15 protein-coding genes are annotated in these 20,951 nt (G+C 42.5%); 9 read left to right on the top strand and 6 right to left on the bottom strand.

Translation table 11 applies throughout. The annotated features are described in order from the left end of the window. Window positions 1-35: 35 nt before the first annotated feature. Entirely contained in the window at window positions 36-1,058 is a 1,023-nt protein-coding gene (gene rlmF / locus ACT3TH_RS10975) for a 23S rRNA (adenine(1618)-N(6))-methyltransferase RlmF (RefSeq protein WP_444755864.1), read from the top strand. A 255-nt stretch (window positions 1,059-1,313) separates the two neighbouring features. Here rlmF and ACT3TH_RS10970 read toward each other — a convergent pair whose 3' ends face one another. The 5 genes from ACT3TH_RS10970 to dnaA form a co-directional block, all read right to left on the bottom strand. Continuing rightward, a complete protein-coding gene (locus ACT3TH_RS10970; RefSeq protein WP_444755863.1) occupies window positions 1,314-1,952 on the bottom strand; it encodes a manganese efflux pump MntP in 639 nt (212 codons plus the stop codon). Window positions 1,953-2,093: 141 nt separating this feature from the next. Continuing rightward, window positions 2,094-4,691: a DNA topoisomerase (ATP-hydrolyzing) subunit B gene (gyrB, locus tag ACT3TH_RS10965; RefSeq protein WP_444755862.1), complete on the bottom strand. Its 2,598-nt coding sequence runs from the start codon at window positions 4,689-4,691 to the stop codon at window positions 2,094-2,096. Window positions 4,692-5,371: 680 nt separating this feature from the next. Next, on the bottom strand, window positions 5,372-6,574 hold the full coding sequence (gene recF, locus ACT3TH_RS10960; RefSeq protein WP_444755861.1) for a DNA replication/repair protein RecF: 1,203 nt from the start codon (window positions 6,572-6,574) through the stop codon (window positions 5,372-5,374). A 162-nt stretch (window positions 6,575-6,736) separates the two neighbouring features. After that, window positions 6,737-7,912, bottom strand: coding sequence for a DNA polymerase III subunit beta (gene dnaN, locus ACT3TH_RS10955; protein ID WP_444755860.1), 1,176 nt, complete (start codon window positions 7,910-7,912; stop codon window positions 6,737-6,739). Between the two features lie 207 nt (window positions 7,913-8,119). Then, on the bottom strand, window positions 8,120-9,565 hold the full coding sequence (dnaA, locus tag ACT3TH_RS10950) for a chromosomal replication initiator protein DnaA (protein WP_444755859.1): 1,446 nt from the start codon (window positions 9,563-9,565) through the stop codon (window positions 8,120-8,122). 597 nt (window positions 9,566-10,162) lie between these two features. Between dnaA and rpmH the strand changes: the two genes are divergently transcribed. The 8 genes from rpmH (at window position 10,163) to ACT3TH_RS10910 (ending at window position 17,758) form a co-directional block, all read left to right on the top strand. Next, window positions 10,163-10,297 (top strand): 50S ribosomal protein L34, encoded by a 135-nt coding sequence (gene rpmH, locus ACT3TH_RS10945; RefSeq protein ID WP_007394757.1) that lies wholly within the window; start codon window positions 10,163-10,165, stop codon window positions 10,295-10,297. A 186-nt stretch (window positions 10,298-10,483) separates the two neighbouring features. Continuing rightward, the gene (gene rnpA / locus ACT3TH_RS10940) at window positions 10,484-10,855 is read left to right on the top strand and encodes a ribonuclease P protein component (RefSeq protein ID WP_444755858.1); all 372 of its coding nucleotides are present in this window, start codon (window positions 10,484-10,486) and stop codon (window positions 10,853-10,855) included. Between the two features lies 1 nt (window position 10,856). After that, on the top strand, window positions 10,857-11,237 hold the full coding sequence (yidD, locus tag ACT3TH_RS10935; RefSeq protein WP_444755857.1) for a membrane protein insertion efficiency factor YidD: 381 nt from the start codon (window positions 10,857-10,859) through the stop codon (window positions 11,235-11,237). 198 nt (window positions 11,238-11,435) lie between these two features. Next, complete coding sequence (gene yidC / locus ACT3TH_RS10930; RefSeq protein WP_444755856.1) at window positions 11,436-13,124, top strand: membrane protein insertase YidC; 1,689 nt, start codon at window positions 11,436-11,438, stop codon at window positions 13,122-13,124. Window positions 13,125-13,527: 403 nt separating this feature from the next. Then, entirely contained in the window at window positions 13,528-14,964 is a 1,437-nt protein-coding gene (gene mnmE, locus ACT3TH_RS10925; RefSeq protein WP_444755906.1) for a tRNA uridine-5-carboxymethylaminomethyl(34) synthesis GTPase MnmE, read from the top strand. A 58-nt stretch (window positions 14,965-15,022) separates the two neighbouring features. Then, entirely contained in the window at window positions 15,023-15,481 is a 459-nt protein-coding gene (gene nrdR / locus ACT3TH_RS10920) for a transcriptional regulator NrdR (RefSeq protein ID WP_193006427.1), read from the top strand. A gap of 119 nt (window positions 15,482-15,600) precedes the next feature. Next, entirely contained in the window at window positions 15,601-16,656 is a 1,056-nt protein-coding gene (gene ribD / locus ACT3TH_RS10915; protein WP_444755855.1) for a bifunctional diaminohydroxyphosphoribosylaminopyrimidine deaminase/5-amino-6-(5-phosphoribosylamino)uracil reductase RibD, read from the top strand. Between the two features lie 427 nt (window positions 16,657-17,083). Next, window positions 17,084-17,758 (top strand): riboflavin synthase, encoded by a 675-nt coding sequence (locus tag ACT3TH_RS10910; RefSeq protein ID WP_444755854.1) that lies wholly within the window; start codon window positions 17,084-17,086, stop codon window positions 17,756-17,758. A gap of 113 nt (window positions 17,759-17,871) precedes the next feature. Here the strand turns inward: ACT3TH_RS10910 and ACT3TH_RS10905 are convergent, their stop codons facing one another. Then, complete coding sequence (locus ACT3TH_RS10905) at window positions 17,872-20,769, bottom strand: response regulator (protein WP_444755853.1); 2,898 nt, start codon at window positions 20,767-20,769, stop codon at window positions 17,872-17,874. Window positions 20,770-20,951 lie beyond the last annotated feature (182 nt).

Genomic DNA, 20,951 nt, shown 5'->3' with positions numbered 1-20,951 from the left:
TGACTCATTATATTCAGACATCAAAGCCCTATATTATGACAAGTAAGCCCTCAAACCAAAAACACAGAAACAGAGCGCCTGCCACCGCCAAAAAGCTCGGCCAGCTGCATCCGCGTAACCCGCACCAAGGTCGTTATGACTTTGCAATATTGACTCGCGCTTTGCCTGAGCTTGCCGACCATACCATTGCTAACCCGAATGGCGAGCCGACGATTAATTTCTCGGATCACCAAGCCGTACGCGTACTTAATAAAGCCCTATTAGCGCATTATTATGGCGTCAAATTTTGGGACATTCCAGAAGGCTACTTGTGTCCGCCTATCCCGGGACGTGCCGATTATATTCATTATATTGCCGATCTTCTTGCCCAAACCAGTCACGTAAATGCGGACAATACACCGCCAACGGGCAAAGAGATTCATGCCCTTGATATCGGCACAGGTGCCAGTGCTATTTATCCAATTATTGGCAGCCAAAGCTACGGCTGGCGCTTCACGGCAAGCGACATCGATCCCGTTTCGGTTAACACAGCAGCGCTCATTTGTGAGGCCAATCCAAAGCTAAAAAGCGCGGTGAAAGTAAAACTACAACCTGAACCAAAAGTGATCTTTAAAAACATCATTGGTCGCCAAGATTATTTTGACGTGGTCGTCTGTAACCCTCCTTTCCATGCGTCACTTGAAGAAGCGATGGAAGCCAACAGTCGTAAGCAGCACAATCTGCAAAGACATCGTGGCAAAAACGAAAATGAAAAAATAAGTCGCCATTCATCAAAAGAAGGCAATGCCGCACAGAACCTAAACTTCGGTGGTCAGCATAAAGAGTTGTGGAGTGAGGGTGGCGAGATTGCTTTTTTGACTAAGATGGCAAAAGAGAGTCAAGATTTCGCAGAACACGTCGGCTGGTTTACCACGCTTGTATCAAAATCTGAAAACGTAAAACCTTTGCAGCTTTTATTAAAACAGCTGGATGTGGCGCAAATGCGTATTATTGAGATGAGCCAGGGTCAGAAGAATACGCGCGTACTTGCATGGCGTTTCCACACTGACGAGGCATAGCTCACGTAGTCGATCTATTTTAAAAAGAGTATGATTCTACTGGAATGAATTTTACGAAACATCTTTCACGCTTGTGAGCAGCTAGTGAGGAAAATTTGTACCAGTCACGCATTATAATGTTGTGTATCGATTTTATTGAGTATCAACTATAATTACAAATACTGTATTTAAAAAGTTTCACGTGAAACAAAAAAGCACCGTTTTGACGATCAAAGCGGTGCTTTTTTATGAGTAAATTAAAAAATATAAAATCACTTAGCTAAAAAACATTACCTTTGAGCCGATAGCGATAAGCACCAACCCGCCCACTGCTTCCGCTTTTTCTTCTAACCATGTACCAGAGCGCCAGCCCAGATAGACGCCAAACGAGCAAAACCCTGCCGTTACAGCTGCAATAATTAAGCATGCAAGCCAAGCATTCAGCGCCAATAGGTTTAAAGTGAATCCTGCAGCCATCGCATCAATGCTCGTCGCAATTGAGAGCGTAAACATGGTGTGGTGATTGATACGTTTGTAATCGTCGTCGCTGATTACTCCGGTATTGCCACTAGCAGCGTTTGTAGTACTGATAGCAATATCACTATTGCTGGCATTCTCTGAGGCATCTTCTTTGTCATCGCTAAACACTTCGTACAGCATTTTGCCACCTAGTGCGATGAGAATGATACCACCAATCCAAGGCGCAGCAGCAGCTATCCACCCTAACAATACTGCACCCAATAAATACCCAATCAGTGGCATGATGCCCTGTGCAATCCCGAAATATAATGCCGCATAAATAGCCAATCGCCAAACGTATTGACGGCTTTGTTTTTGAGATTTAGCACCCAGTCCAATCGCGACAGCAAACGTATCCATCGCCAGCGCCACAGCGAGTAACAACACTTCTATCATTTTATCCTTCTCTTATCTTAAATGGTTAATACGATACGTTCTATAAAATGCAGTTTCACGTGAAACAAAAATACCGCCTTGGGGACCAAAGCGGTATTTTTATAGACAATCAAGAACAGTCACAGTATCTAGTCAGCACACCTAGATGTCTAAGTTAGAAACCGTCAATGCATTTTCTTCAATAAAGATACGACGTGGCTCAACATGATCTCCCATCAAACAGGTAAACATATGATCAGCAGCGATCGCGTCTTCAATGGTAACGCGCAGCATACGGCGATTTTCAGGGTCCATTGTCGTATCCCAAAGCTGGTCAGCATTCATCTCACCCAGCCCTTTATAACGCTGAATAGCCAAACCACGACGCGCATCAAGCATCATTTGTTGCCACAGATAATCAAAGTCACGTATTGGCATGTCTTTTGTCGTACCTGCACTGGCTTCACGGCGGATAAAGGCATCGTCCGCCAGTAAGGTATTCCACTCGCTTGATAAACGCAGCAGCTTACTGTATTCACCAGAATTAATAAAGCTAGAATCTAACAGATAATGATGCGCCAACTGATGCACATAGACCGTGACGCGTGGTAACCACTGTGCCTTAGTAGACAATGCTTCGCTATCAGAACCTACTTCAACTTCTACTTCTGGTTTCATGCCCAATAAATCGGCAGCAGCGGCATCCATATTTTTTGGCTGAGGTGCATGGATATTGACCAGTTCAATTTCAGGGCTTAGATCACTACCGAAATGATCAAGCTGGGTCTGCATGGTCTCTTTCCATGCTTGCATGGCAGACTTATCATGCGTCATGTCCGTACTGAGCTTCGGCGTATGCGTCAACGCATCCAAAAGCACAGCTGGGAAACGTATCTGCAAACGCGCTTTGATCAGCTGCGTCTGGTTATAGTCATTTAGTAAGGTTTCAAGCGCTTGACCTGTGATGGCAGGCGCATCTGCACTGATATGCAGCTTAGTATTGTCAATAGTTGACGACAATAAGTAGGCTTTAAGTGCTTCATCGTCTTTTAAATACAGCTCTTGACGACCTTTTTTCACCTTATACAGCGGTGGCTGGGCAATATAAACATAGCCACGTTCGATCAGCTCAGGCGTTTGACGGAAAAAGAACGTCAATAGCAAGGTACGAATGTGTGAACCATCCACATCGGCATCGGTCATGATGATGATTTTATGGTAGCGGACTTTATCAGGGTTGTATTCATCAGGGCCAATACTGCACCCAAGCGCAGTAATCAAGTTACCCACTTCAGCAGACGATAGCATCTTATCAAAACGGGCACGCTCTACGTTTAGGATTTTACCTTTTAGGGGCAAGATAGCCTGAGTTTTACGGCTACGGCCTTGCTTGGCTGAGCCACCTGCTGAGTCACCCTCCACAATGTATAGCTCTGACAATGCCGGATCTTTTTCTTGGCAATCCGCCAATTTACCTGGCAGCCCTGCGATGTCTAATGTGGTCTTGCGACGTGTCATCTCACGCGCTTTGCGAGCTGCATCACGAGCGCGAGCCGCATCAAGAATCTTGTTGGCAATCGCTTTACCTGCACTTGGGTTTTCTAACAAGTAGTCATTGAACTTATCGCTCATCGCTGATTCAACCGCCGATTTTACTTCGCTCGACACCAGCTTGTCTTTGGTCTGACTTGAAAATTTTGGATCAGGGACTTTTACAGAAACGATGGCGGTCAATCCTTCGCGCGCATCATCGCCAGTCGCGACGACCTTCTCTTTTTTGAACAAGTTTTCACGATCTATATAGCTGTTTAGACCGCGTGTTAGTGCAGATCTGAAACCTGATAGATGCGTACCACCATCGCGCTGCGGGATGTTGTTTGTGAAACACAATACTTTTTCATTATAAGTGTCTGTCCATTGCAGCGCGACTTCAACACTGATGCCGTCATCTTGTTCACTGTTGAAATGAAACACTTCATTGACGCCATCTTTGCCAGCATTGATATAGCTGACGAACTCTAATAGACCGCCTTTGTGCTCGAACTCGTGACGCTTATCAATGCGCTCGTCGGTCAAAACAATACGCACGCCTGAGTTTAGGAACGACAGCTCACGCAAACGCTTGGCCAAAATATCGTACTCGAAGATAGTACCCGTAAAGACATCAGCACTTGGGTAAAAACGAATCTGCGTACCCGTTTTGTCCGTGGCTTCCATCTGCTGGATATCTGCGTCTGGCACACCATCAGTGTACGTTTGATGATAATGATAGCCTTCACGCCAGATGTTCATCTCAAGCTTTTTCGACAAGGCATTAACAACCGATACCCCAACGCCGTGTAGGCCGCCTGATACTTTATAACTGTTATCATCGAACTTACCACCAGCATGAAGAACTGTCATGATGACCTGTGCTGCTGACACGCCTTCTTCTGGATGGACATCGACGGGCACGCCGCGACCATTGTCCATCACACTGACAGACTCATCTTCATGGATGATAATATCAATCTGGTCACAATGACCAGCAAGTGCCTCATCAATAGAGTTGTCCACCACCTCAAAGACCATATGATGTAGACCAGTCCCATCATCCGTATCGCCGATATACATACCTGGGCGCACGCGTACCGCCTCTAACCCACGCAATACACGAATGTCTTTGGAGCTATAATCAGAAGGTAACGCTGCAGGAACAATCGTTTCGGCAACGCTGTCTGATATCAATTGTTCGTGGTCTGTAGGTAATGAATCACTCATGTGTATTCCTTAATCTAGCCATAATCAGCGGTTTGTCATTGGCGCATCATTAAGATGCTACTCAATAACGTTATTTGGACGTAATTTTTATTGTGAAAACCTTGGAGAAGTATCCTGAATAGGTCGCTATTAACTGTTGCTATTGATCTAGGCATCTTGAGAGATGATCTATATTCAAAAATATATCAGTCAGCGCTATGGCTTCTCATATTGGCTTTCTTTCTTTACTATTATTCAAACTAAAAGACAGTCAATAAAACCTATAGATATCAACCATCTAAAATCTGCCAAACCAAAAAAAGCATGGCATAACGTCATAAAATAACTTGCTGAGAATAGGACAAAAATAAAGTCGTATTTTAGCATTTTTTTGCTTCTAAGTCACTGTTTACTGGCAGTTTTATGGCTATTAAACGGCTCTCTACAGACGATGAACAGTATAAGAGGATAATAGACTGAGTAGGGAAAAATATGGAGGATTGGCTAGGCGTTAACGAAGTCAAAAAAAGCATCAAACAGTCAATTTATCTCAAAGATAATGCTATGCAAATAAGATAAAATCGTTGAGCATTAGGACTGCAAACAGAAGAGTAACCCAAAGGTATTTATCTGGGTATAACGCTACTCTGATGAGGTTCATTCAATTTTGGATTGACTATAAAACGATAATTTACATTGATTTAAGTCAGTGAAATCTGACCTTGTTTCACATGAAACATACTAGGCTCTGACCACAGCTCTTGAACCAAAGGTAATATATCATCGGTCAAGCTGGTCATAAATACCTGACACGGCAGTTGCGCTAACGTTGATAACAAAATGTTTACCGCTCTATCATCAAGCTCTGCGGTGATATCATCTAGCAATACCACGGGCGTAATTTGCGGCTTAAAGTGGTCATTGGATCTTTTTTCATTAAGTAATAACGGCAACTGTGACAGACGCAGCGCTGTGATTAACAGCTTTTTTTCACCGCGAGAAAGTACATTTGCCGCTTGTTCTTTTAATACGGGCAACGCCCTATTTACATCAGTCTCTGACACAGGACTGGTGATAGTTGTCTGTGGATCATTCGATTTTACTGTATCAGTAGAGCGCCAATGTACGTGAGTATCTGCACGATGATTACCAATACGGGTATAGCCCAGTTGCAAATCCTGCTCTAATCGCTCATTCAACTGCACATCAAGTGCGATACTGGTGTCGTAGCCAGCGTTATAACTCAAGCTTAATTGTTCAGCGTAGCTAGGCAGTAACTGTGCAATACTTTCAGAAAAATAGGGCTGCCATTCTACAAATATGCGTTCACGATAATGATGGATAAGCGCCGCATGATTGCTCAGTCCTTTGTCCCATGATTTCAGCTCAGCGAGCTGTACTTGGGTCAGGTGGCGCGTCTTTTTTAGCAAACTATTGCGCTGTTTTAATAGACGCTGATATGCAACCCACTGTGGATGGAAACCCTGTTTCATGTGAAACACTAGCCAATCTAACAGCTGTCGACGACTGGCACTACCCTGCTCTAGCATGTCCATTGTCGATGGATCTATCAATAAAGTGGGTAGCTGTTCGGTTAAGATGCTTTGGTTGTAGACAGTGGTTTGATTGAGGCGTAGTACTGTTGTGGCGTCCGCTTGCTTTTGGATGGCCAACGTACTACCGTCATTGATCTTAGCGTGGACAGTAGCAGAATCTTGGTGATGCTGAATATAGCGTTTTGGCTGATGATGGCGGAAGCTCTTACCTCTTGATAACAAGAAGATCGCTTCAAGCAAAGAGGTTTTACCACTGCCATTAGCGCCAATAATGACATTGCAAGAAGCAGAATGCAGCGTGACTTGTGTCAGATTGCGAAGGTGTGAAATTTGTAGACGTTCAATCATGATATCGACAGCCGCCTATTGAGGTTATCTATTTTTAAAAGGCAAAAGTTTGTTTTATAACAATGAGATAAGAATGCTTAAGTAGTGGGGATTTGTGGCAGAGAAGCTAAATGTCGTTTGGTTCAGCCTACTCTGCCACTCAACAATGAGTCTTAAAAAACACTATATACGCATTGGCATAATGACATACTGATGGAACTCATCGTTTAGCTGATTGACCAGTACAGACGCATTAGATTGACTCATGTGCATTTGTAAGTCACCTTGAATGACACCTAGTACGTCCTGCAAGTACGCAGCGTTAAATGACAGCTCCATCGGCTCACCCTGATACTTCGCTTGTATCATCTCAACCGCCTCATCTTGCTCAGCGTTATTGGCACGTACTTCTACCATGCCGTCACTAGCAAAATTAAATACCACACCACGAGATTTTTCATTACTTAAGATAGCCACACGGCGCAGGACATCTGCCATTTTTTCTTGATTAAATAAAGCCAGCTTGTCAGTGTTGCTTGGCATGACACGGCGATAGTCAGGAAACTTACCATCAATCAAACGTGCGGTAAAAGTAACCATCAAGTTTTGATTCATCTGCCCTGCACTATCAACTTCGCCAAATGGCAAACTGACTTGCAAAAACTCACGGCCAAAACTTAAGGTGACCTGATTGTCTTGATCGCCAAGCATTTTACCCAGTTCAGTGGCCAATCGCTCAAGTTCAATCACAGCCTTACGTGGCAAAATAGATTGCATGTTGAGATCGGCACTCACGTCGATGACACTGCGTGCCAACGCCAGTCTGTGACCATCGGTCGCAACCGTCGTCAACTGCTGCTGTGAAACATCGAATAACATACCTGTCAGATAATAACGGACATCTTGAATCGCCATCGCAAACTGAGTCTTGTGGATCAAATCGATAAGACGATTTCGGCTGATAGTCAATGGTGTAATGTTTTCTGGATTGCCCAAACTTGGATAATCTTCACTAGGCAATGTGCCTAAGGTAAAACGACTCTTACCGCTGGTCAGTAGACAGCGCTCATTTGCTTGAGTGGCAAGATTGATCTGTGCTTGTGATGGCAATGACTTACAGATATCTTTTAACTTAGTGGCAGGCAGTGTGGTCGTACCTGCCTCAACACAAGCACCTACAGGCAATTTCAATGTCGACGTCAGCTCTACTTCTAAATCAGAAGCTGTCAAAATAAGCGTTGACTCGGATAGCTGTAGCTTGATGTTGCCCAAAATAACCATGTTATGGCGCTTATCAGCGGCCTTGGCAATCAAGTTAATGGCTTTTAGTAACGACTCTCGATTGATCGATAATTGCATGCTTAATTACTCTTGTTGGTTACTCTTACTTGGATGATTCTTTTTATGTATAAATTTAAAATAGTGGCTTAATAATACCTTGTCTGCTAACGATAATCCATTAGGTATCTGTTCGCTTATATATCCAATATTATAAACCATTTATCACTATAGCTGAGTTACTCTAAAACTGACACAGTGCTACTGAGGTAAGTTTTTTGCAGCCTTTTAACCTGCTTGCAACATGAGCGCTAGCGTCTTGTAATCTTTGTCAAATGAAGGGTCTGCTACTCTTAGCTCATTCACTTTATCGCAAGCATGCATCACTGTCGTGTGATCACGCCCACCAAACGACTGACCGATTTCAGGAAAACTATCGCCCGTCAATTCACGTGACAACGCCATTGCTATCTGGCGCGGCCTAGCAATACTGCGCGTGCGCTTTCGTCCCATAATATCTTTTACTGTCACATCATAATATTCAGCGACAACTTTACGGATATTATCCATATTCACGGCTTGGACACGCATGGCAACGATGTCTTTTAACGCATATTGCACCATCTCAAGCGTAATCTGAGCACCCGTCAAATTGGCATTGGCAAAGACTTGGTTTAACGCGCCTTCCAAACGCCTGACATTAGAAACCACATTTTGAGCGATAAACAACGCGCATTCTTTTGGCAGGGTCATGCCATAAGAGGCCGCTTTTTTTTGTAAAATCTGTACACGAGTATCAATCTCAGGTGGATCGACGGCGACGGTTAATCCCCAAGAAAAGCGTGATCTAAATCGCTCGTCAAACTCAGTCATTTGCGAAGGATGACGATCAGAGGCCAAAATCAGTTGTTTGTCACCGCTGGTAAAATCAGCAAATAAAGTCAAAAACTCATTACTACTTTTTGTCTTTCCTGCTAAGACATGAATATCATCTACAATCAATAAATCTACTTTTTTAATTTTCTTTTTAAAATCTTCTATTTTATTATTTCTTAATGAATAAACCAATTGATTAATAAATTTTTCAGAAGTGAAATAATAAAAACTTTGATTATTTTTTAAATAGCGATGTGCTACAGAATGCATTAAATGCGTTTTTCCTAAACCAGAAGGTCCATATATAAATAGAGGATTGTGTCGATTTTTTGATTGACGCTTACCAAGCTCATAACAAGCTTTGTAAGCCAGATTGTTGGACTTGCCTGTGACAAATGTTTCAAAAGTAAAGTCAGGGTTCAGATAGCTCAACGATTTTGCATCTGCTGACTCGATAGATTCTGCATGACGCATATTGGCATCAATGTCTGCTTTTGCATTGTTATGATGAATGGTTTCAAATTTATGATCTGAAGGGGTAGGGGAGGGCTTATCTTCTACAAACAAAAACCCAGACTGCGTTTGACTATGGTCGTCTCTATCACGATCAGCATTATCGACGCGTACGATGACTTCTTCAATACTACCTTGACTGTGCTTGGCAACCAACTGCTGAATATCTTGCAGATGGTTCTTTTTGATATAAGTCACAAAGTAATCGTTAGGGGCAAGTATGATAAGCGTTTGCGCTTCTTGGTGTGCCGACAACGGCCTCAGCCACATAGTAAATACGTTGTCTTTAACGTTATACCGTAAGTCGTTGAGACATTTATCCCAAATATTTGCTGTGTCTATCATGAACAATACTGACCCTATAATTCAAAACAATAGAAGCGTCTAAACGAATTAAGCCATGACTTAAATCCGAACGCTATCGATAATTATTAAACCAAAAAACGCTTAGCAAACTGCAAAAAATCGTCTGTCAAACAGGATGCTAATCTAACACAATCAGCCTGTGGATAACACCTTGTTTTTTGTGGATAAGGCTGTGGATAGTTTTGGGGATAAGTACAATAGTTAAGTTATCCATATTTAACCCACAGGTTATCCACAGGCTTACCCATAGCCTAGTGTTTTGATAATAAAAGCAAATTGATACTTAACCACAGATAATACAGGTCCCAATAACAACAATATCTATATATATTAATTAAATTATTATTATAGAGTTCGAAACAAACTGTGGATAACTTCTAAAAAAGACTGAATCACTCTCTATTTCTAAATACTTAATTCAACAGTAACAAATAGACCTCAATTAAAATCATTCTTAGTTCTCAGCAAAATATACAGCTATGTGCATATCCCAAATAAGTTTATTGACCAAAATCATATGGGGTGATATAATCCTCCGTTATTACGAATTTAGTCCATTATTTTGATAGGTGAGTTATGAAACGTACATTCCAACCAAGCGTGATCAAGCGTAAACGTACTCACGGTTTCCGTGCTCGTATGGCAACTAAAAAAGGCCGTCAGGTCTTAGCCCGTCGCCGCGCTAAAGGACGTCATCGTCTTACTGTATAATCAGTAAATGATGATAAGCATGGCTAGTAACGCTTGTTGTGTTCCTGTCATCTATAGATCGCGATAGTTAAGCATCACAACTGATACGTAGCCATATATTAAAAGCGCCCACATAGGCGCTTTTTTTGTCTCTATCGTTTACTATTATTCCTAATTTTGTCATTTGCTCTTATACTAGGTTGTAATATGCCCAATACCGTTCCAGCGACACCTACCGCCTGCTTCACCAAAGAGCAGCGTCTGCTCACACCAGCAGCGTTTCGTGATGTTTTTGACGCCCCTGAGCGTAAACTACATCAGAGTCATCTAATGGCCTTTGTACGTGCTAACACTCACAATAGACCGCGAGTTGGTATGGCCATCACGAAGCGCAAGGTACCGACGGCTGTCGCTCGAAATCTTATCAAACGTCAAATACGTGAGCATTTTCGTATCAAAGCTTTTAAAATAGAAAACAAAGACATTGTTTTTATTGTTAAAAAATCTATAAAAGATATAGATAATAAAGAATTAAAAAATCAAATAAATAATATTTTTAAAAAATTAGAAAAAAAATAAAATGAATTTTATTTTAAATAACAAAAATAAAATTTTTAATAAAGTTTTATTTAAAATAATTATTTTTTATCAAAAAGTAATAAGCCCTATATTGCCTGCTCGTTGTCGATACTATCCAACTTGTTCAAATTATGGCAAACAAGCGTTGGCATGGCATGGCGTTCGAGTAGGTGGTTGGTTGCTATTGAAGCGTATTGGTAGATGTCACCCTTTAGGTGGATATGGTGTTGATTTTGTTCCTGTACCTTTATCGTCTTACTATTATAATTATCTGTCTTCTACCGCTTTAAACAATTTAAGAGGTCGAGGACTGGGTGTATATCGAGACAATAACAGCTATGTTTCACGCCTCAATGACTTAATGAGGTCAGAGCCGAGTTAGACACTGCTTAGTTTGAATGAGTTACCCACAAGTTATCCACACTCTTGGTATCATTCAAAGCAGATTTTTAGTAAAATGATGCACATTTTATGTAGATGACCATCAATACGGTTGTTAAGTATGAGGATAATTGGGTTGGACGGTTATGACACATGCCCTAATTTTTCATTCCCTAATTTTTTAATCTAGGAAAGGTTTATGCAAAAGATATTTCGGGTGATGATCATCATTGCGATGCTAATCACCGCTTATCTGCTGATTTTGGCATGGCGAGATGATTATGCCGATGCGCCAGCTGTAGATGCGGTGCCAGGAACGACCACGTCAATAGGTGCTGACATCCCTTCTACGACGGGTGCTGCGGGAGATATTCCGGTACAGACGCTACCTGTTGATAATGGTACTGTGACTGCTACCCCTGCTCCTGCTGCAGACACTGGTTTGATCACAGTAACGACTGATCGTTATGACATCCAAATCAATCCAGAAGGCGGCGACATTGTTTATGCAGCGCTCAAACAATATGATGCGACGCTCAATAGCGATAAGCCTTTCGTATTGCTAGAAAACAATAGCAATCGTGTGTATGTAGCACAATCTGGTCTCATTGGTCCAAACGGTATTGATACAGCAGAAGGCCGCGCTATTTATAGCCATACTGCAAACAATTATGTAATGGAAGAAGGGCAACAAACGTTGTCTGTACCGCTGACATATAAAAAAGACGGTGTGACAGTCACGAAGACTTTTACCTTTACAGAAAACAAGTACCCGATTGATATCAGCTATCAAATCCAAAATGCCTCTACAAATGCATGGCAAGGTCAGATGTTTGCGCAGCTCAAGCGTGATGACAGTAAAGACCCTGGTATGTCAGATAAAGGCGCGCTAAGCATGGCGACTTATTTGGGCGGTGCTTGGGGTACGCCTGAAGATCCTTACAACAAGCTAAAATTTGGTAAGTTTGGCGATGGCGAGTTGAACACGACCAGTGATGAAGGTTGGGTCGGCATCGTGCAGCATTACTTTGTCTCTGCATGGACACCTGAGAACTTTACAGGTAAGTTCTTTAGTCGTGAAGCTGGTAATGATTACTTTATTGGTTTCAATAGCCAGCCGGTAAATGTCGCACCAAACAAGCAAATTACTTTGAACGCCACATTATATGCGGGTCCAAAAGTACAGTCTGAGCTCAAAGACGTCGCAGTAGGTATGAATAAGACGGTTGATTATGGTCTGCTTTGGCCAATATCTAAGGTCTTGTTTGCTATCTTGGATGGTGTTCATAAGGTCGTTGGTAACTGGGGTTGGTCAATTATTATTCTGACTATCTTGGTTAAGATTGCGTTGATGTGGTTCTCTAATAAGAGTTACTATTCAATGGCGAAGATGCGCGCTATCGCACCAAGGCTCAAAACGCTTAAAGAAGAGCATGGCGATGATCGAATGAAGATGTCCCAAGAGATGATGGCCATCTATAAAGAAGAGAAGGTCAATCCGATGGCGGGTTGCTTGCCTATCTTGATGCAAATGCCGATTTTCTTAGCGCTATACTGGGTGTTGGTCGAAAGTGTCGAGCTGCGCCATGCGCCTTGGATATTATGGATTCAAGATTTATCAGCGATGGATCCATGGTTCATTTTACCATTGCTCATGGGTGCATCGATGTTTGTACAGCAGCAGCTGAATCCACAGCCAGCTGATCCGATGCAAGCAAAAGTAATGAAGTTTTTACCGATTATTTTCACTGCTTTCATGTTGTTCTTCCCAGCAGGTTTGGTGCTTTACTGGACAGTGAATAATCTGTTTAGTATGACTCAGCAATATATCGTGAATAGAAAAGTCGAAGAAGAGCAAAAGCGTCGTACCGTGAAAGTGATTGATTAATCAGCAGTCAGTTGACATTACGATAGACAAAGATAAATAGAACCATCGCGTAAGCGGTGGTTTTTTTATGCCTGATAGTTACAGATCGTATTTCATTACTAGCTAATAGAGGACCTAAAATAAAAGCAAAGCAGGTTAAGTATAGAGACTAGTATGATCAATCCACTATGAAAGTGGTAAATACCTTCATAATGTTTTACGGGCGTAAATTTTCCTTACTGGCTATTCGCAAGCGTGACAGATGCTTCGTAAACTTCCCTCCAGTAGAACCATGCTTTTTTTTAATGGATCGACTATAGAGTTATGTAGGCATCTGACCATACAAAGTTTGCTTTGTCAGTCTGAGCTCAGCCGTCTATAATGGGGTTTTTAGCTATTGAGAGTGATTGTGGATTCTTTAGAGATGGCGTTAACCGTATCTAATTCGTCTGAAAAGCCAAACGCAACTGGACTCGCTACGATTGCTGCCATTGCAACGCCACTAGGCCGTGGAGGCGTAGGTATCATACGTCTGTCAGGCACACGTGCTTATGCCATTGCTTGCGCCCTTACTGGTAAGTCAGCATTCACGCCGCGTATGGCAAGTTTTTGCCGCTTTTATCAAGCCGATGGTACGGTCATTGACGAAGGGTTGGTATTGTACTTCAAAGGGCCGCATTCGTTTACTGGCGAAGATGTGATTGAGCTACAAGGTCATGGTGGCATAATTTTACAGAATCAATTGCTGGCACGTGTCTTTGAGCTGGGCGCAAAACAGGCGAGCGCTGGAGAGTTTTCTTATCGTGCGTTTGATAATGATAAGTTAGACTTGGTACAGGCAGAAGCCATCGCTGATGCTATTGATGCCACCAGTGCCGCCGCTGCCAGTAGCGCCATTCGCTCACTAAGCGGTGAGTTTTCCCAAAAGATTAATCAGTTATTAGAGCAGCTTATCCACCTGCGTTTGCATGTTGAAGCGGCGATTGATTTCCCTGATGAAGAAGACGTAGACTTTTTGTCTGACGGCGTCATACAAGCAAAACTTGAACAAACCCAAGCAAAAATTCAACAAGTATTGGCGACAGCCAAACAAGGTCAGCTGTTGCGTGATGGTATACATGTCGTATTAGCTGGCAGACCCAATGCAGGCAAATCTAGCTTACTCAATCGTCTGGCAGGACAAGAGCGAGCGATCGTGACTGATGTGGCTGGTACCACGCGTGACACGCTGCAAGAGACAGTCGTGCTCAATGGTTTGACTCTGCATTTGACCGATACAGCAGGACTGCGTGAAACTGAGGATACAGTTGAGCGCATTGGTATTGAGCGAGCGCGTACTGCCATTACTCAAGCTGATATGTTGCTGATGGTCTATGATGTGACACGTGATCTTAAAGAAGAGAGTACGCCACTAGAGCTTGCTGAACAGTTATTTGGTGAGCTGCCAGCGCCCAAACGTTTATTAATTATCGCGAATAAAAGTGATTTATTAAACGATAATGATAGCGCAAAAACCGCTTCTCCCTCACAAATTGAGATAAAAAACCGTGGTTATGAACAAGTGAATGTTTCATGTGAAACAGGCGCTGGTATCGACGCACTGGTTGAAACGTTATGTGCTAAAGTAGGTTTTCATCCACCAGAAAACAGCTTAATCGCTCGTACAAGGCATTTAGATGCACTGCGTCGGACAGCTGAGTATCTAGCAGAAGCGCATGAGCAGCTTACTGTGTTTATGGCGGGAGAGCTGGTGGCAGATAGCCTACGCCAAGCCCAGCATAGTTTGGGAGAGATCACGGGTGAGTTTAGCGCTGATGACTTATTGGGTAAGATATTTGGTAGCTTTTGTATTGGTAAGTAACGTTTTTATTTTCAAATAATGAAAGTTATTGCTTTGAAACTGTAATAAGGAAATGGTAATGCACTGTCCGTATTGTAATGCATCAGACACGAAGGTAATTGACTCGCGTCTAGCTGCGGAAGGTGCTCAAGTACGCCGCCGCCGTTCTTGTAATAGCTGCCAAGAGCGTTTTACGACCTTTGAGATGGTAGAGGTGGTAATGCCAAGGATCATCAAATCGAGTGGTAAAATTGAGCCTTATGACAATGAAAAATTGCGTCGCTCTATTTTATTACCGCTACAAAAGCGTCCGATCACTATTGACGAGCAAGAAGCGATGATTAGCCGTGTTGAAAAACGCGTCAGACAAATGGGTGAGCGTGAGGTCAGCAGTAAGGTTTTGGGTGAAATTATCATGAGTGAGCTCAAGGCGTTGGATGATGTTGCTTACGTACGCTTTGCTAGTGTGTATCGCGATTTTCAAGATATCGATGCTTTTCATCAAGAGATTGCCAATATTCGCCCAAATGAGAAATAGCAAGCAGTTGGAGTTATACCTAAATACTCAGCCACTGCTCAATCGTATAAGTTCACTTTAAATTTCTTTGAACCACAATCCTATAGACATCATTTATCCAATCTGATTAAGCCGCCTTTATGTTGACCCAAAACCACGCTCAAGATGCTCAAGACCGCTACTTTATGATGCTTGCCATCCAGCAAGCCAAGCGCGGCCTTTATACCACAAGACCCAACCCAGCAGTTGGCTGTGTCATCGTCCAATCAGAGTCAATCGTCGGTCAAGGATTTCATCCCAAAGCAGGCGAGCCTCACGCAGAAGTATTTGCGATTAAAGACGCAGGCGCGCGCGCAGTAGGTGCAACTGCATATGTAACGCTAGAGCCATGTAGTCACACAGGGCGCACGCCACCTTGCGCACTTGCTCTTATCAAAGCAGGCATAAAACGGGTCGTAATTGCAGGGCTTGATCCCAATCCACAGGTGGCAGGTCGCGGCGTAGCCTTGTTAGAGCAGGCAGGAATTGAAGTCAAAGTAGGGGTGTTGACCGCACAAGCCGAAGCGCTAAATCGTGGATTTTTAAAAGCCATGCGCACGCAAATGCCTTATGTACGTCTCAAAATCGCCACCAGTCTTGATGGGCGTACAGCAATGGCTTCAGGCGAATCAAAATGGATTACCTCAGCTGCCGCTCGCGAAGATGTACAAAAACTACGCGCTCAGAGTGGCGCCATTATCACTGGCAGCGAAACAGTTATTACTGACAACCCGCAGCTCAATGTACGCTCCAATCAATTGGATGTCGCATGCGATCAAATACCACCGCCAATGGTCATCATACTTGATAGACGCCAACGCTTACATTACAGTCCGGACTCTGAATATCAGCTTTGTCGTCGTTCAGAAACGCTGTACTGGCGGACTGATGATTTGACCGCTTTATTAAAGGAGTTGGTAAGTGACCATCAGTGTTATGACGTCTTGATAGAGGCTGGTGCTGGCATTGCTGGGAGTTTTTTGAGTCAGCAGTTGGTAGATGAGTTGATTGTTTACCAAGCGCCTTGTCTGTTGGGCGCCAATGCAAGGTCAATGGTTGCTTTTAATCCGTTGTCTTTGTCTCAGCAATTGCGCTTTGATCTGGTTAGTCATGAGCAAGTGGGTTCTGACCTCAAGTTAACATTATTGCCTTTGTAGAACTTATATATTCGTCAATTACTTATCCACAATCTATATACACTGTGTGTGAAGTGTGGATAAGTTAATATCGATACACATTGTTTCACATGAAACTGTGCATAACTTTGTTTCACATGAAACAAGGAATATGTGTTTCAACAGAATATATCGAATATTAATATATAAATCAATCACTTAATAGGTGTTTTCTACCTGAGTTAATTATGTGGCAAATATATGCCTATTGTGGATAACTTTTAGTCAGGATAAGTATTTGAAGGCTTGAGGATTGATTTATCTTTACTTATCCACAACTTATCCCATATAGAGCTGGAAATCAGCGTATGCTTCCCTATGATACTAGGTTCAGCAACGGCTGCTAATTTTGCAAAAAATATAAAATATAATGTCTATCTCGACAATATAATCATGAAATGAGGTCTATATGTTTACTGGAATCATAGAAAGTGTTGGAAAAGTCAAATCCATGCAGCCTACAGGCGGTGATATACGTCTGACGATAGAGTCTGACGCATTGGACTTCAGCGATGTAAAATTGGGAGATTCAATTGCATCAAATGGTATCTGCTTGACGGTCGTTGAGTTTGGTAGCAATCATTACTCTGTCGATGTTTCTCGTGAAACCATCGCGCGTACTGCTCTTGAGACATTGAAACCGGGTTATATTGTCAACTTGGAAAAAGCGATGCTACCTACCACTCGTTTTGGTGGTCATATTGTTGCCGGTCACGTAGATGGCGTAGGTATAGTCAGCAAACTGCAACAAGATGCGCGTTCTATTTATATTGAGATTGAGATACCACAGGAGTTAGCACATTACACAGCGACCAAAGGCTCGATTACGGTTGATGGTATTAGCTTAACGACCAATCTGGTACGCGATAATATTGTCTCGTTAAATATCATTCCGCATACCGCTCAAGTGACCAATATCGCCAAACATTGGCTGGTTGGTAGCAAAGTCAATATTGAGGTGGACATCGTCGCACGCTACTTAGAGCGATTACTGAACAAATCGCAAACTGGCGGCATGAACGCGCCAAGTCCGCAAAGCCAAATTACGGAAGCGTTCTTAGCAGACAATGGTTTTATGAAGTAGCTTTTAAATGAAGTAGCTTTTAAATTAAGTAGTTTTTGAAATTGGTTGTAGATACGATTATTGAAACAGCTCAACGTTTAAGATAGAAGAGTTGCGCTGTAGCTTCGTTCTAACTATGACGCCAAGATTTTTTGTAAAACCATTTCTAGCTCGTTTTTATTGATGGGTTTTGATAAAAACTCGTCCATCCCTGCTTGTATGCAAGCATCACGATCTTCTTTCGTGTTGTTTGCTGTCAATGCCACGATAGGAATGCCATCACCTTGCGCACGAATGGCTTGGGTTGCTTGTAGTCCGTCCATGACTGGCATTCGGCAGTCCATTAGAATCAGGGTAATATCCTGACGCTGATGTTTTAAACACGCTAGCGCTTGCTGACCATCTTCTGCAACCACACTACGATAACCAAGCTTGCTCAATATTTTGCACGTTATCTTTTGATTGGTTGGACTGTCCTCCACCACCAAAATCAGCGGCGAGAGCGTTTCGCCGGCCGATTTATCAACTTCTGCGGCTGACGAGCGACTTTCTTTTTCAAGAATTACTGGTTGGATAAGTTTTTGCCTTCCTGTTGACGTTAAGCGCAACATTTCTGAGAGCAATAAAGTGGTGTCTAATGGTTTGTTCAAAAATCCATTGTACTTATCTAATAATACAGAAGGGATGCGGCGCTCAGGTTTCATGCTAAACAATATCTTTGGTAACGACGGGTGAGCGAGCAGGGTGTTTAATGCCCGTTGCTGGTCAAGGTTGACGAAAATCTTATCTGTCGACTTTTTACTTTCTGCTTGTATACCTTCTGCTTCTATACTTTCTAATCCTACGTTCTTTACTTCTTCAATGATCTCTTTATTATCAAAGGTCTTATTACTAGAGACGGCAGTAGTGATGGTTTCATAATATTCATAATCCAACAGTAATAGCGGTACAAGCGTCTGCTCAATTTGCGTTAATTTATCCATCAACGGCTGGATAGTGGCGAGCTCTACAGAGGTATAAATACTCGCTGATATAGACAAATGCTTGCATAAACGCTGAAATTTTTCAGCAACCAGCGGTTGATTGACGATTGCAATCAGATGAATATGAGTCAAATGCTGACTGCGATGATAGATCGATTGATAATTTGGGTGGCGACAAGGCAGATATAGAGTAAAAACACTGCCTTTATCTACTGTGCTCTCTAGGTCAATAAAACCGCCGAGTAGATGAGCAAAACTATTGGCGTTATTCAGTCCAACGCCTGTCGCTGATGTATCTTGTTCAATTGGGTCATTGGCTTGATGACTGGCTTTGGCAAAATCTGTCAGGAGTTGGCGTTGTTTGTCAGCTGCAATGCCAACGCCAGTATCTTTTACACTAAAACGCACCCAATGAGACGGTAGTTCTGCTACCTTACGGCCACTGATGGGAGGGATAAGGGCGTTGGCTATTTGGGCGACTTGCGCGTTAGGTACGCAATCGATAATGAGAGCGACATAGCCTGATGTTGTGAACTTTATAGCATTTTTTAATAAGTTTGCGAGAATCTGGCGCAAACGAGTGTCATCAGTGTCAATGCAACGTGGACAATCTGGCGCAAAGAAGTAAATTAGCTCTAGTCCTTGCTGTCTTGTATTGCTTACTAGTAAGTTACTGGTGTCTTGACCAAGTTTATAAATATCTACAGGTTCTATGCTAAGGCGTGTTTTTCTTACCTCAATTTCTCCTATATTCAGTGTGTTATTGAGCGTCGTCAGCATACTTTGACTGGTGTTGATTAATGATTTTAATATCTCGTTCTGATAGGTGCTCAAAGTCGCAGGATCGATCGGTTCAAGCGTATCAATCATGGCCTCAAGTGGTGTGCGTAGTTGATACCCTATGCGTGCTCGAAGCTTGTCTAAGTCGTCAATTTTTTGCTGTAGTTGTTGGTTTTGTCTTTGCAGCTGCTCGGTCTGGTTGGCAAACTCGTGAATATTATTAAGAAGCACGGTAAAACCATGGACTTGTCCATGTTCACCAAACCAAGGTGTGACATGCAACTGATAGACCTGTTTGTCTTGCAATCCATAGACGGTCAATGTACGAGTCAGACGTAAATTTGATAATGTTTGTAGCATCAACTGAGTGGATTCGTCCTTGCCTACAACAAAATCCGTCAATTTAGAATCCGTTAATTTATAGTCACCGTTCTGGGACGAGGACATAAACGTTTGCTCAAAACGCTGATTAAAAAAACTGATTTGACCATGACGCATTATCATCAGCATGGGTAAGGGATTTTGGTCAACCAAACGCTCAAGACGGTGATTTAGGGTCTTGATACGGCGATAATCATTGTGCAATTGATAACTTACGCGGCTGAGCGCATGACTCAAATACAAAAACTCCGTCGTAGAGTCTTTGTTCAAAAAATTTGGCGGGCTGTAAGCTTCTTTTGCATGACTACTCAAATCTTCGGTATAACGTAGCAGCTGCTCCCAATTGGTGCGACGACTGAGCATATACATAAAAGCGATGATAAAAAGTATGATTGCGGTCATCAGTGGCAGCCAATAACGATAAGATATCCAGTCAATGGCAAGTGGTTTATGACGCAATAAAACGTAAAACTGATGTCCGCTTTTAAGCTTGATAGTACCTGCTAAACTGCGATTGCTGACTGTATAGGCACTATGACTGCTGTTATCAGAGGAAGATAAAACCGCAGGAAAGGTAACAGTGGCAAAAGCAGGTTCATTAGGACGAGCGTGGCGATGGATGTAGGTTTGCCCAGACGGCATCATAAAAATAACCTGATAACTTGTACCGTCAAACATGGGTTCTTCTAAAATTTGCTTGATCTCAGCATTTACGGGAACTGCGTGTTTAATGATTTTTTGCTGTAATGCAGAAAAGGTATCGACGCTTTGTTGTTTACTGTTCTCTTTTATCTCATGAAACAACGTGAAATAGTATATAGCCAGCATCACCAGTATTGTTAGCCCATAAAAGGCAAGTAAGCGTTGTAAGGACTGAAACTGTGGCATGAAAGCGTGGTCCTCTGTCGACATAAGGAAACATCAAGAATCAATAATAAGCTTGGCAAAATAGTAGGCTTGCTCAATTCACTCAAGGTTTTTTATTATAAAGACAAACCGTGTCATTAGTCACGTTTGATTGCCACTCTTACAATCATGGCACAACGTCGCAAACTTCCCTATAATGGGCA

Source organism: Psychrobacter sp. AOP22-C1-C5, from assembly GCF_052378885.1.
Taxonomy (GTDB): Bacteria; Pseudomonadota; Gammaproteobacteria; order Pseudomonadales; family Moraxellaceae; genus Psychrobacter.
This window is presented reverse-complemented; position numbering and strand designations above follow the sequence as displayed.